Origin of the sequence: Streptomyces carminius (assembly GCF_002794255.1) — a bacterium.
In the GTDB taxonomy this organism is placed as follows: domain Bacteria; phylum Actinomycetota; class Actinomycetes; order Streptomycetales; family Streptomycetaceae; genus Streptomyces; species Streptomyces carminius.
In genome coordinates, this window is sequence record NZ_PGGW01000039.1 from 43663 (window position 1) to 57022 (window position 13360).

The following is a 13360-nucleotide window of genomic DNA, read 5'->3' on the forward strand; positions in this document are numbered from 1 at the left end:
CCGGGCGCGGGTACCCCCGTGCCCGGGGCGTACGGTGGCCGGTTCCGGGCTGTCCGGGCGGTCCCGGTCCCGGTCCCGGTACGGTCCGGGCCGTGGACGACCGTGCGGAGCACCTGCTGGACCTGTTGCGTCACCTGCGCGACGACCTCGACCTCGGCCACTGGGACCCGGCCCCCGCCGAACGCGAGTTCGCCTCCCGGGCCCTGGACGCGGCCGGGTCGCTCCCCCTGGACGAGGCGATCGTCCGGAGCCTGCGGCCCCTCGTCCCCGGCCTCGGACCGGGCGAGGACTCCCGGCTCGCCTCCGCCGCCGTCTCCTGCGCCGTCCACTTCCGGCGGGCGCCGGAACCCGAGCCGCGGGTGGGCGAGAGGTTCCTGGAACTGCTGCGGAAGATCACCGGCCGCCCGGGGGCGGACGGCGCGGGAGCGCCCGTACGGCGGTGACCCGGGGGCGGACCCGGGCGGGCGTCATGAACATTCGCCGGTGGACGAGCGGGCGGGGAAGCTCGGATTGTGTGCTTCGAGCGCCCGGTGTAGGCCTTCCGCTAGGCTCAGACGTGGACAGCGCCCAGGGTGAGCGATCTTGAGGTCGGTGCTATGAGCAGCAGTGAGCAGTGGACCATCGAAAGCATCCGTGACGCCCTCGGCGCCCCTGCCCTGGCCCAGCGCTTCCTGACCGAGATCAACAAGGCCCCTGCCCATCAGCTTCTCCACGTTTTCGCCAAGTGGGAGCGGATCGCCAAGAACATGCGGGACGCCTTCCGGGACGCCGACGAAATCGTTGCCTGCGAGGCGCGGGGCGAGGAGCCTCCCGGCGAGTGGATTGATGGCACAGGACGCATCCAGCGTGCAGCTGACCGGATCCGCTCACAGGGTGCCGCCTGACCTGGCACCCTTTACCGGGTGTACAAGCTCCGTTACGACGCTGCCGTAGAAGCGGTCTGGGATTCTCTTCCCGACGACGCGCGGCAGGAACTCGATCGCGCCGTGCTCGGCGTCTGCGAAGACCCGTACGAGTCCACGGAGCCCCACAGCGACGACGAGCCGTACCGCCGTGTCCTGGTCCTTCGGCACACTGCCGTCGCGCTGCTCATCATGGACGCCCCGCCGATCCGGCGGGTCTACATCCGCCATATCGACCTCATCGGCTGACCGCGCGCGGGCCCGGAACGGCCCGGCCGACGAGAAGAGACCACCGCGCGGTCCTCGGGGGTGGAGACCGCGCGGTGGCCCTTGCCGGCCCTCCGTCCTGTTCCGTGGGGGGTGCGGAGGACCGGGGCGCTACGGGCGGGGGCAGACCGCCCGGAAGTGGTCCGGGTGGTCGGCGGGCACCGCGTACTCGTCCCGCTGGACGATGCCGAGCGTGTCACCGAAGTTGTCGCACGCCCACGCCATCCCGGCGGCCTCGTACTCGATCACGTAGACCCGGTCCCCGAACCACTCGGTGAAGTCGCCGCACTCCTCCCACTGCCCGCACTCCTCGACGACCGCGAAGTCCAGGCCGATCTCCTCGCGGTGCGGCGCCAGCTCCAGGGTGTTCTTCTGGGCGATGGCGAGACCGGCGGCGTGCGCCCGGCCGGCCAGCAGCTTCATGAGCTCCAGGGCGTGCTCCTGGGTGGTCAGGCCCGCGGAGCGGAGGAAGCTGTCGTAGTTGTCCGGCTCGACGGCGTCGAAGCCGTCCGCGGCGCAGCCGTCGAACCAGTCGCCGACCTTCTCGGCCACCCGCGCGCGCTTGTCGGCCGTGCTGATGTCCAGCAGCGGCTCGTCCCACCCCCCGTCGATGACGGGGTCGCCGTTGCCGTCCCGCAGGATCAGGTCGGCGTCCCAGTCGTCCTGTTCACCGGGCTGCACCTGGAAGGCGTTGACGTAGCAGATGTTGTAGGCGTCGGGAGCGGGGTCGTCCTCGCGGTCGCGGCTGATCACCTCGACGCCCTCGGGCAGCTCGTAGCCCCCGCCGATCTGGTAGTCGAAGCCGGCTCCGGCGGGCGGCAGCCGCAGCTCGCGCGGCTGCTGCGCGGCGGGGCTCCGCTCCGGTTCGTCCGTCCCCCCGGTGCCGCCGGCCTGGGCCACCGCGACCCCGAGCACGGCCAGCACGGCCCCGGCGGCCACGGCCACGGCGGACTTGCGTGCGGTACGGGCCGGCTTCGCGTGCACAGGGGACTCCAGGAGGGTCGGGACGCGGCCCGCCCGGATCGCCGACCCCGGCGCGTGGTCGCGGGAGCCGCACGGTCCTCACCGGCTGGGCGCGTCATCGGTACGACGGCCTGTGGCTGTCGGAACTGGCCGGAATTCAACGTGCCGGGCCACGCGGAGTCAAGGACGGCGCGCTGCGCCCGCGACGTCCCCGGTACGCGCACGGCCCAGCCCCTCGGCGTTCCGGCCGGTCGTGGTGTAGGCGGGGCCGGGCGGCCGGGCGTCGCCCGGCCGCCAGGGGAAACGCCGGGCCGGTGCGGCGGCCCCCGGGGCCGGCCGGGCCGCTCGCGGTGCTCCGCTTGCGGGGTTCGGGCAGCAGGCGCCACCGTCCCGGGGTACGCGGGGGCAGCGTGTCCTGCCCGTGCGGCACCCGCCCGGTGAGGGGTCCGTTTCCCGCGTGCGCGGCCGCGCGCCGACCGTGCCGGAAGTCTCCGGCTTCCTCGCCGCCGCCGTCCGCCGGCCCCGGGGAGGCCGGTATCCGCCGCCATGTCCATGCAGGTCACGCCGGGGGCGACCAGGCCGGCCAAGGCTTGACACCGGCAGGTGGCCACCCCAATATGTTAAGTGCATTGACAAATAGGGGAGGCGGCATGACCCAGGGTGAACTCGGACGTGCTGACGAGAGGATGCAGGCCCTCCTCGCGGCCGATGAAGACCTACGGCGTCTGATCGCCGGCGACTGGATCCGCTACCGCAAGTCCCCGGCGCTCCAGGAACTCTCGTGGGACGCGCACGCGACGTGCGCGAAGATCAACCGTGTCTTCTACGACGACCCCGCCGAAGCCCGGCGGCTGTTCCACGAGCTCGTCCCCGGAGCAGGCGAAGGCATCGACTTCGTACCGCCCATCAGCATCGACTACGGGATGCGCCTCGTCATCGGCGACCGGACGTTCATCAACGCGGACTTCCTCGTCATCGGCGGCGGACAGGTCACGATCGGCGCGGACTGCCTCATCGGACCGCGCTGCGGCATCTACACGCCCAACCACGCACAGGACATCGCCCGTCGGCTCGAGGGGTGGGAGCTCCCCGAACCCGTCGTGATCGGTGACAACGTGTGGCTCGGTGGATCGGTCACCCTCACCCCCGGGGTGACGATCGGCGACCACAGCATCGTCGGTGCCGGCTCGGTCGTCACGAAGGACATTCCCTCCGGCGTCGTCGCCGTGGGCAATCCGTGCCGGCCCATCAGGCGCATCGAGCCCTGAAGGCAGGATCGTGTCTTCAAGGGGGCACGAGTCAGCTCCGGGCTCGTGCCTCCGTCGACCGCGCACGGCGGGTCCGCCGGCCGCCGTGGGTGGCGGAGGCCGGGCCGAGCAGTTGCGACACCCGCTGGAACGACATTCCCAGGACACGGCCGGCGTCCCGCTGGCTCAGGTCGCGTGTCAGTACCTCGGCGGCACGGCGCATCGCCTTCCGTTCGGCTTCCGCCGCCGCCCGGGCGGCCCGCCTGGCCCGCTCCGCCTGCTTCAGCGCCTGCCGGACCTCGTCCGGAAGCTCGGGTTCGACGACGACCTCGACTTCCTCCGGCGCGGTGTCCAGCATGACGGCGATGGCCTCACGGGCCGCGCCTTCGGCCTTGTCCAGCCGCTTCACCTGACTGAAGACGCCCGGCAGACCGGGGACTTCAAGAGCCCACCGACCACCACTGCGCCGTGCGACCACGCGGTGGGCACCCATCGCCACCAGCCTTTCCCGAGTTCCTCTTCGAGCCCCTTGCGGACATGTTCCGCGGTGATCTCGTCGACTTCGCCGTGCTTCGGGACGACGACCGGGGCCGAGCCGCAAACCCAGTACTGGTGACTGCCCCTCCGTCGATGCATCTCAAAAGGAACGTCTTTCGCCCTGGCTGCTTTCCTGATCTTTCTGCCCAGGCTCCTGTACTTCACGGGGGCGTGTCCGGTTTAGCCAGACACGTCAAGTCTGGCGAAGATTGACATATTCGCTCGGTCGAGTGAACGCCCCCGCCCCCGGCCCCGCGCGCGCCGGTGGCCCCGGACGCAGTACCGTCGCCGCGTACGGGCAGGGCGGCCGGGGTACGGCGGCCGGAACGGACACACGGACGCGTCGGCTGGTGGAGGAGACGAACAGTGAGCGGCACGGTGCTGGTGCAGGGCGCGGACGACGCGGCGGACCCCTTCGACACCGCCCGGCTGCGCCGCGGCGTACTCGACGCCTGGGCGGCGTCCCCCGCGCGCTTCCGGGAGGACGCCAACGCCGAGGAGGACCTCGCGCTCGGCGGCTACCGCGACCGGCTGGTGATCGAGCTGGCGCAGAACGCCGCCGACGCCGCGGCCCGCGCGCGCGTGCCCGGCCGGCTGCGGCTGACCCTGCGCGACGGGGTGCTGGTGGCCGCCAACAACGGGGCGCCGCTGGACGCGGCCGGGGCGGAGTCGCTGTCCACGCTGCGCGCCTCCGCCAAACGGGACGAGGCGGCGGCGGACCCGGCGCGGCTCGTCGGGCGGTTCGGTGTCGGCTTCGCCGCCGTGCTGGCCGTCAGCGACGAGCCCGCGATCGTCGGCCGCACCGGCGGCGCCCGCTGGTCGCTGGCCGAGGCCCGCGAGCTGGCCGCCGAGGCGGCCCAGGGCAGCCCCGGGCTCGCCGACGAGCTGCGCCGCCGCGAGGGCCACGTCCCGCTGCTGCGGCTGCCGCTGCCCGCCCGGGGCCTCGCCCCGGACGGCTACGACACGGCCGTCGTGCTGCCGCTGCGCGACGCCGCCGCCCGCGAGCTGGCTGCCCGGCTGCTCCTCGCCGTGGACGACGCGCTGCTGCTCACCCTCCCCGGCCTGGCCGAGGTGGTCGTCGAGACCGACGGCGGCACCCGCACGCTGACCCGCCGCACCGACGGCGCGTACGTCGTGATCGAGGACGGCGGCGCCGACGAGGGCCGGGGCGCGGTCACCCGCTGGCGGGTGGCCTCCGACGCCGGGCGGGCCGACGCCGCCCTGCTCGCCGACCGGCCCCTGGAGGAGCGGGAACGGCCGGTGTGGTCGGTCACCTGGGCGGTGCCCGTCGACGCGGACGGCGCGCCGCTGCCCAGCCGCACCGCGCCCGTCGTCCACGCCCCCACCCCCACCGACGAGCCGCTGGGCCTGCCCGCCCTGCTGATCGCGTCCTTCCCGCTGGAGCCGTCCCGCCGCCACATCGCGCCGGGCCCGCTGACCGGTTTCCTGCTCCAGCGCGCCGCCGACACCTACGCCGCGCTGCTGCGCGACTGGGCGCCGGTGACGAACGGCACCGTCGACCTGGTGCCCGGTCCGCTGGGCCGGGCCGAGCTGGACACCGAGCTGCGCCGGCTGGTCCTGGCGCGGCTGCCGCGGGTGCCGTTCCTGGCGAGCGCCGCGAAGGACGAGAACGGCGAGCCCTACGCGCTGCGCCCCGCCGACGCGGAGCTCGCCGAGGGCGCCGGGGCCGGGACCGTCGCCGTTCTCGCCGAACTGTTCCCCGCCCTGCTGCCCGCCGGTCTGGAGCGCCGCGCCGAGCTGCGCGTCCTCCAGGTGCCCCGGGTGCCGCTGGGCGAGCTGATCGACCGGCTCGCCGGGGTCGAGCGGCCCCCGTCCTGGTGGCGGCGGCTGTACGACTCCCTCGCCGGGGTGGACCCCGACCGGCTGACCGGTCTGCCCGTGCCACTCGCCGACGGACGTACCGCCGTCGGGCCGCGCCAGGTGCTGCTGCCGCTGCCCGGCGGGGACGGGGACGGCGGTGGCGCGGGCGGCGCGGCGGCGCCCGAGTCCCTCACCCGGCTCGGCCTGAAGGTCGCGCACCCCGACGCCGCCCACCCACTGCTGGAGAAGCTGGGCGCCACCCCCGCCACACCCCGCGCGGTGCTCACCACCCCGCAGGTGCGGGGGGCGGTCGCCGCCTCGCTGGACGCCGAGGAGGCCTGGTACGACGGGTACGACGAGGACGGTGCGCCGGGCGGCGGGGGCCCGCTGGACCCCGAGGAGCTGGCCGACACCGTCCTCGCCCTCGTCCGCGACGCCCGCCTCGCCCCCGGCGACGAGCCCTGGCTCGGCGCCCTCGCCCTCCCCGACGAGGACGGCGAACTCACCCCGGCCGCCGAACTGGTCTTCCCCGGCAGCGACTTCGAGAGCGTCATCCGGGAGGACGAGCTGCCCGCCTGCGAGGCCGAACTGGCGGACAAGTGGGGCGAGGAGACGCTCGCGGCGGCCGGGGTGCTCGCCGGCTTCGCCCTGGTCCGCGCCACCGACGTGGTCCTCGACCCGGACGAGCTGGACCCCCGCGACACCGACTTCCCCGAGCCCGACGACGCCGGCGTGCTGGACGCGGTGGACGTGTGGTGCGAGGACGTCCTCGACGGCCTGCCCGACACTCCGGTGCCGCCCGTCGTCTCCGAACTGCTCGCCGTCCGCGACCTGGACCTGGTGGACGACGACCGCTGGCCGCAGGCCCTGGCCATGCTGTCCAGGCCCCCGCTGCGCGACGCGCTCACCACCCCGGTGCGCGTCCTGCTGCCGGACGGCACGGTGGAGACCGTCCGCCCGTACACCGCCTGGTGGCTGCGCGGCCACCCCGTCCTGGACGGCCGCCGCCCGGCCGGGCTGCGCGCCGCGCACGGCGACCCGCTGCTGGCCGGGCTGTACGAGGAGGCCTCGGCGTCCACCGCCGACCTGGACGAGCAGGTGCTGCGCGCCCTGGGCATCCGCACCTCCGCCGCCGCCCTGCTGGACGAGCCCGGCGGCGCGGCCGAGTTGCTGGGCCGCCTCGCCGACCCGGAGCTGCCCGTCGGCGCCGCCCAGCTCCACGGCCTGTACGGGCTGCTGGCGGAACTGGACCCGGAGGAGGTCACGCTCCCCGACGAGCTGCGGGCCGTCGTGGACGGCGAGGTGCGGGTGGTGGACGCCGATACCGCGCTGGTCGCCGACGCCCCCGACCTGCTGCCGCTGGCCGCCTCCCGCCCGCTGCTGCCGGCGCCCCCGGACCGCGCGGCCCGGCTGGCGGCGGTGCTGGACGTACGGCGGCTGAGCGAGGCCGTCCCCGCCCCGGTGACCGGGGAGGGCGCTGAGCGCGAGGTGCCCGGGGAGGTGCGCGTCCTGCTGCCCGGCGCCCCCGCGACCTACGTCGAGCACGAGGAACTGGTGGTGGACGGGGTGGAACTGGACTGGCGGCTCACCCCCGACGGCACCCTGCACGCCGCCACCGTCGAGGGCGTCGCCGCCGGGCTGGCCTGGGCGGCGGGGCAGTGGCCGCGCCGTTTCGAGGCGGCGGCGCTGCTGGAGGACCCGTCCCGGGCGGCGGAACTGGCCCGGGACCGCTGGTTCGACTGACGGTGTTCCGCCCGTGGGGGGCGGGCTGTGCCCGCGTGGGTGCGGGTGCGGGTGCGGGTGCGGTGGGGTCGGGGCCGGTCCGGGGCGACCATTCCGGACGGTACGATTTACGGCCGTTGCCGTGTCACGTGTCGTGAACCACTCATTGGCCGCAAATCGCACTTGAGTGTCCGGAACGGCCGCCCCTCCCCGTCCCCTCCCGCCGTCGCCGGGTGCACCACGTCGCGTTTCCGCCCGTCGCCGGGTGCGCCACGTCGCGTTTCCGCTGTCGCCGGGTGCGTCCCGTCCCCTCCTCGCTGTTGCGGGGTGCGCCACGGCTGTGCTTGCCGCGGTTCTCAGGCCGGGACGTGCCGGTGGTCCGGGACCGGGCTGAGGGACGGGTCCGCGTCGCGTACGCCCTGTTCGGCCCGGGTGATCGTCCAGGCGGCGTTGACCAGCCCGATGTGGCTGAACGCCTGCGGGAAGTTGCCCAGCATGCGCCCGGTGTGCGGATCGGCCTCCTCCGCCAGCAGGCCCAGGTCGTTGGCGTGCGAGGCGGCCCGCGCGAAGGTCTCGCGGGCCTGTCCGGTGCGCCCGGCCAGCGCCTGCGCCTGGGCCAGCCAGAACGTGCACAGCAGGAAGGTGCCCTCGTCGCCGGAGAGCCCGTCCACCCCGCTGGTGGTGTGGTAGCGGTAGACCATGCCGCGCTCGTCGGTGAGCCGTTCGCCGATCGCGTCGATCGTCGCCAGCATGCGCGGGTCGTCGGCGGGCAGGAAGCCGGTGATCGCCAGCTGGAGGTTCGAGGCGTCCAGCTCCGGATAGCCGAACGCCTGCGTGTAGGCGCCCGCCTCCTCGCTCCAGCCCCGGGTGAGGATCGCGGCGCGGATCTCCTCGCGGACCTGCCGCCAGGTGTCGATGCGCGCGGCCGGGCCCAGCCGGTCGCTGAGTTTCAGCGCCCGGTCCAGGGCCACCCAGCACATCAGCTTGGAGTACAGGAAGTGCCGGGGCTCGCCCCGCATCTCCCACAGGCCGTGGTCGGGGACGTCCCACAGCTCGGCGGCGGCGTCGGCCAGACTGACGGCGAAGTCCCGCAGCTCGGGCCCGGCGTCGTCGAACTCGTGGGCGTAGCGGTAGGCGGTGTCCAGGAACTCGCCGTAGACGTCCGTCTGCGGCTGGTCCCAGGCGCCGTTGCCGACCCGGACGGGGCGGCTGCCGCGCCAGCCCTCCAGATGGTCCAGCCGCCGCTCCGTCAGATCGTGCTCACCGCCGATGCCGTACATGATCTGCAGATGGGAACGGGTCCAGCCGGTGGCCGCCGCGTCGGTCATGAACCTCAGGAACTCCTCGGCCTCGTCGGGGCAGCCGGCCACCCACAGGGCGTCCATGGTGAAGGCGGCGTCCCGCACCCAGGCGTAGCGGTAGTCCCAGTTGCGCTCCCCGCCCACCTCCTCGGGCAGCGAGGTGGTCGGCGCGGCGACGATGGCCCCGGAGGGCTGGTAGCCCAGGCCCTGCAGGACCCGGCCGCTGAGGTTGATCTCCTTCTCCCACTCGCCCCGGTAGTCCTGGTGTTCCCGGGACCAGTACCGCCAGGCGTCGACGGTGCACCCGAGCTGCTCGGCCAGTTCCTCCTGGCTCCACACGCGCGGCGCGGGCCCGGTCATCGGGCCCCAGTGCAGACCGAAGTGGAGCGTCTCGCCCGCCCGCAGGTGCGCGGTGCCGTGGGCGGCGTCGGCGTGCTCGTCCAGGACCAGCGGGACGGGGCTGGACAGCGCCAGTACGGCGGGCCCGCCGCGGGCGATCATGCCGCCGTCGCACTCGCTCAGCAGCGGGACGACCCGGCCGTACTCGGGGCGGGGCCGGAAGTCGGTCGTCACCTCGGCGGTGCCCTCGGTGCAGGTGACCGACCGGACCAGCAGGTGCGGGGAGCCCGAGCCCAGCCGGTGGGGGTTGTCGCACCGCCCGGTGGACAGGGCGTCGGTGACGGCCACGGTGCCGGTGGGGGTGGAGAACTCCGTGCACAGCACCAGGGTGTCGTCGAGGTAGTGGCGGCTGACCGGACCTTCGTGGGTGGGACGCAGGCACCAGGTGCCGGCCTGGTCGTCCAGCAGGGCGGCGAGGACGGACGGGCTGTCGAACCGGGGGAAGCACAGCCAGTCGACCATGCCGGAGCGGCTGACCAGCGCCGCCGAATGGCGGTCGGACAGCAGCGCGTATTCATCGATGGGGGTGTTCACCATGGAGGTCTCGCCTCTTTACGCCCCTTCTCGGGGCGGAGCTCAGGCCGGGGCGGGGGAAAGGATGCGCCGGGCGGACTTCACGGCCAGCGCGACGCTGGTCAGCGTGGGGTTGCTGGCGTTGCTGCCCGGGATGACGTTGTTGCCGCCCAGGTAGAGGTTGTCCACACCCCACACCCGGGAGTCGGTGTCCACGACGCTGGTCTGGGAGTCCGTGCCCATCCGGGTCGTCCCGGTGATGTGCAGCGGCAGGCCGGGCGCGACGAAGCGGGGCTCGGAGCCGGGCAGGAAGCCGCCGAGCACGCTCGCGGCGCGGAGCATGTCCCGCATCATCCGGTGCTGGGTGGCGCGGTCCTCGGGGGTCAGGGTGAAGTCGAACGTCACCTGCGGCATCCCGAAGGTGTCGTGGCAGCACCCGGAGAACGTCATGCGGTTCTCGGCACGCGGCTCGATCATCCCGAACCAGCGCAGGTCGACGATGAGCCGGGAGTCCACGTTGGGCGGGACACCGCCGTAGTGGAAGGCGTCGCGGTGGATCTGGCAGTGCCAGGGCCGCTGCTCGCCGACCGGGATCCACACGTTGGGCTCCGGGTCGTCCTCGGGGATCGGCACCGGGTCCTCCGGGTTGCGCTTGTGGTGCTCGTTCACCCGGTCGGTGAAGCGCTCGTCGGCGGTGATCGAGTCGACCAGGGCCTGGTGGAACACGATCTGGCAGAACGAGACCGGCTGCTCGTGCAGGTAGCGGCCCAGGGCGGGCCGGTCCACGCGGGAGGCGGACAGCAACTGGGGGGTGAGGACGGCACCGCCGGCGACCACGAAGTTCCCGGCCTCCACCCGGATCGGCGCCGACCGGGTCAGATCGACGACCTCCGCGTACTCGACGCGCTCCCCGTCCGGGGTGAGGGCCAGGCGGCGGCACAGGTGCTCGGGGTAGAGGGTGAGGGAGCCGCCGGACGCCTCGTCCCGGACCAGCAGGCTGCAGTCCTCCTCCAGGTTCATGATCGCGAGCGGGCCCAGCACGGTGTCGGCCCCGCTCCAGTGGACCATGGAGGGATCGTCGGTGCGCCGCTCCACCGCGAGCGGCAGGTTGCGCACCTGGTAGGGGTCGCGCAGCTCGGTGAACTCCTCGCTGAGCGCCTCGTGGACCACGCGGTGCCGGACCGACATGTCGTAGGCGTCCGTCCGCGTGTTCAGCAGTTTCTCGGCCTCCTGGTACAGCTCGTTCCACTCCACGGCGGTGAGCAGGTCGCTGCGCTCCAGCACCGGGTGGTGGCGCGGGGTGGCGCAGGTCCAGTGGGTGGCCATGCCGCCGACGCCGTAGGTGACGGCCTCCGCGTCGAGGTTCCGCTGCGGGTCCTGCTCGGGGTTCTGCCCGTCGGTCACGAAGCCCTTGAAGCGGGACCGGTCGAAGCGGTACGCGGACGGGTCGAGCGTCACCTCGGGGCGGTCGTTCGGGGGGACCGACAGCAGGTGCAGATGGCCCTGGATCACCGAGGTGAACAGGTCCACGTTGCGCTGGTACTGGTAGCTGTTCTTCAGATGGGCGCCGGGCCGGGGCGACATCAGCGGGCCCGCGTCGATCATGACCACGTGCTGTCCGGCCTGGACCAGCGTCCGGGCGAACGCGCAGCCCACGGGGCCCGAGCCGACGACGAACGTGTCCGCCCGGAGGGTCTTGGATGGCATCTGGGATTTCCTTCCCGGAGAAGGGCGCACGACCGGGATGCGGCCGGGGACGGCCGGGGCGCGGTCGGGGACGGCGCGTCCCGGGTGCGCGGCGCGCGTGTGGGGGGTTCGGGGCACCGGCGGCGGTGCCGCGCGCGATGGAGGGTCAAAGGGGCGGAACCTCTCGAAAGGGGTGCCCGGTTCTCAGTCTGCATCGCCCGGACGGCGGTCGCACGTCGAGACGTGTGCGGGTGTGCACGGGGTTCGCGGGGTGCGGGTTGGGTGGGTGGTGGGGTCGGGGCCGGTCCGGGGCGGCCATTCCGGACGGTACGATTTACGGCCGTTGACGTGCCACGCGCTGTCGCCCGCTCATTGGCCGCAAATCGTACTTGAGTGTCCGGAACGGCCGCCCCTCCCCGTCCCCTCCCCGCCGTCACCGGGTGCACCGCCGTCGCGCCTGCGGTTCCCGCGCCCGCCCGCGCATGCAGGGAAGGGCCATGGCACCCGATTGCACGTCCGTGCCCGGGGTCAGGGGCGCCGTCCGGCGGTGGGCCGGCTCAGGCGGCGCGCCACGGCGGGTGTTCCGGCGAGGGCGGCCCCGGCCGCGCCCAGGCCGAGCACGGCGTCCCGGGTGCGGAGGGGACGCAGTACGCCCGCGCGCCGCAGCCGGGTGCGGGCCCACAGCCAGAACGGGACGACCACCAGTGGCGAGGTCGCCGAGCCGGGGGTGTACCCGCGCACGGCCGCCGCCTGCGCCAGATGTGCCAGGCCGTGCAGTCCGAACCCGTCCAGGGCCGCCTGGTAGAAGCGGGAGCGCCCGCCGGTGCGGCGCCCGTCGGCGGCAGCGGCGGCGACCAGCACTCCCATACCGGCGACCGCCAGGGCGAACTCCCGTCCGTCCACCGACTCCAGCCGTCGCCACACGGCGTCCGGCACCTGCGGGAAGCACTCCCGGAGTCCGGGCACCCGGGTGCGGACCCAGTGCGGTACGGCGAGCAACTCCTCGGCGTCGTGCACCGCCCACGCGGCCGGCAGGCCCAGGGTGGCTCCGGCACCGACCGGCTCGTCTGTTTGTCGTCGGCTCATGGACGGCAGTCTGGCACCGGGCCGGGTGTGCCGGGTCCCCGTTCAGATGTGGTGGGGATCGGCTCGCTCAGCAGCCCCGCGCGGATGGGCGACGGGGCGGGGCGGCCGGAGGGTGGGTGTGTGCACGGGCGGGTGTGGAGGACCTCAGGCGCGACGGGGTGCACCCGGCGACGGCGGGGAGGGGACGGGGAGGGGCGGCCGTTCCGGACACTCTGGGGTCCCCCATGCCGGAGGCCAGGGGAGCGATTTGCGGCCAATGAGCGGGCCACGACACGTGACACGGCAACGGCCGTAAATCGTACCGTCCGGAATGGTCGCCCCGGACCGGCCCCGACCCCAGCACCCACCCCACCCGCACCCCGCGAACCCCGTGCCGTCAGGCACCCTCCACGGGGATCGGCTCGCTGACCAGCAGCCCCGCGCGGCCGGTGCGGCGGGCCTCCTCCAGGGCCGTCAGCCGCCGGTAGCCCTCCGGGCCCATCAGGCGCTCCCAGACGGGCCAGTCCTCCGCCGCCCAGCGGTCGTGCTCGGCCGGGTCGAGGCGGATCGCCGCCAGTTGTCCCTCGTCCAGGGTGCCGCCGTCGAAGCAGAAGCCGATCTTGGCCAGCGGCGCGGTGGCCGGGTCGGCGCGCACGTAGTGCGCCAGCAGGAGGGGGCGGGGGCCTGCCAGGCGCAGCCCGGTCTCCTCGTACGTCTCGCGGACGGCCGCCTGGTGCGGGTCCTCGCCCGGGTCCAGGTTGCCGCCCGGGAGCTGCCACGGCCGGTTCCGGAAGACCGAGCGGAGCTGGACCGGCCGGCCGCGGGTGTCGGTGATGTACAGACAGGCGTAGACGGTGGCCTTGGGCAGGGTCGCCAGATAGTCGGCCTGGGCCATGGGGAACGGGATTCCGGCGTACTTCTCACTCGCGGCGGTCAT

At 74.1% G+C, this 13360-nt stretch carries 11 protein-coding genes; 5 read left to right on the forward strand and 6 right to left on the reverse strand.

Annotated elements, in window-relative coordinates; genetic code table 11:
• Positions 1–92 precede the first annotated feature (92 nt).
• From CUT44_RS10690 to CUT44_RS10700, 3 genes are all read left to right on the forward strand, one after another.
• Positions 93–443, forward strand: a complete 351-nt coding sequence (locus CUT44_RS10690) for a hypothetical protein (protein ID WP_100201698.1) — start codon at positions 93–95, stop codon at positions 441–443.
• Between the two features lie 153 nt (positions 444–596).
• Positions 597–884: a hypothetical protein gene (locus CUT44_RS10695; RefSeq protein ID WP_100201699.1), complete on the forward strand. Its 288-nt coding sequence runs from the start codon at positions 597–599 to the stop codon at positions 882–884.
• A gap of 18 nt (positions 885–902) precedes the next feature.
• On the forward strand, positions 903–1151 hold the full coding sequence (locus tag CUT44_RS10700) for a hypothetical protein (RefSeq protein WP_100201700.1): 249 nt from the start codon (positions 903–905) through the stop codon (positions 1149–1151).
• 129 nt (positions 1152–1280) lie between these two features.
• Here CUT44_RS10700 and CUT44_RS10705 read toward each other — a convergent pair whose 3' ends face one another.
• Positions 1281–2153, reverse strand: coding sequence for an endo alpha-1,4 polygalactosaminidase (locus CUT44_RS10705; protein WP_233221336.1), 873 nt, complete (start codon positions 2151–2153; stop codon positions 1281–1283).
• Between the two features lie 629 nt (positions 2154–2782).
• Here CUT44_RS10705 and CUT44_RS10710 point away from each other — a divergent pair.
• Complete coding sequence (locus CUT44_RS10710) at positions 2783–3400, forward strand: sugar O-acetyltransferase (protein WP_199185668.1); 618 nt, start codon at positions 2783–2785, stop codon at positions 3398–3400.
• A gap of 31 nt (positions 3401–3431) precedes the next feature.
• Here the strand turns inward: CUT44_RS10710 and CUT44_RS10715 are convergent, their stop codons facing one another.
• Positions 3432–3872 (reverse strand): type II toxin-antitoxin system HicB family antitoxin, encoded by a 441-nt coding sequence (locus CUT44_RS10715; protein WP_146252194.1) that lies wholly within the window; start codon positions 3870–3872, stop codon positions 3432–3434.
• 410 nt (positions 3873–4282) lie between these two features.
• On the opposite strand from CUT44_RS10715, the gene CUT44_RS10720 reads away from it, so the two are divergent.
• Positions 4283–7480 carry a sacsin N-terminal ATP-binding-like domain-containing protein gene (locus CUT44_RS10720; RefSeq protein WP_199185669.1) on the forward strand — a complete coding sequence of 1066 codons (3198 nt, stop codon included), beginning with the start codon at positions 4283–4285 and terminating at the stop codon, positions 7478–7480.
• 335 nt (positions 7481–7815) lie between these two features.
• Here CUT44_RS10720 and CUT44_RS10725 read toward each other — a convergent pair whose 3' ends face one another.
• From CUT44_RS10725 to CUT44_RS10740, 4 genes are all read right to left on the reverse strand, one after another.
• Positions 7816–9696, reverse strand: a complete 1881-nt coding sequence (locus CUT44_RS10725; RefSeq protein ID WP_100201702.1) for a glycoside hydrolase family 15 protein — start codon at positions 9694–9696, stop codon at positions 7816–7818.
• A gap of 39 nt (positions 9697–9735) precedes the next feature.
• A complete protein-coding gene (locus tag CUT44_RS10730; protein ID WP_100201703.1) occupies positions 9736–11379 on the reverse strand; it encodes a pyranose oxidase in 1644 nt (547 codons plus the stop codon).
• A gap of 507 nt (positions 11380–11886) precedes the next feature.
• On the reverse strand, positions 11887–12444 hold the full coding sequence (locus tag CUT44_RS10735) for an HXXEE domain-containing protein (RefSeq protein WP_100201704.1): 558 nt from the start codon (positions 12442–12444) through the stop codon (positions 11887–11889).
• Between the two features lie 376 nt (positions 12445–12820).
• On the reverse strand, positions 12821–13360 hold the full coding sequence (locus CUT44_RS10740) for an NUDIX domain-containing protein (RefSeq protein ID WP_100201705.1): 540 nt from the start codon (positions 13358–13360) through the stop codon (positions 12821–12823).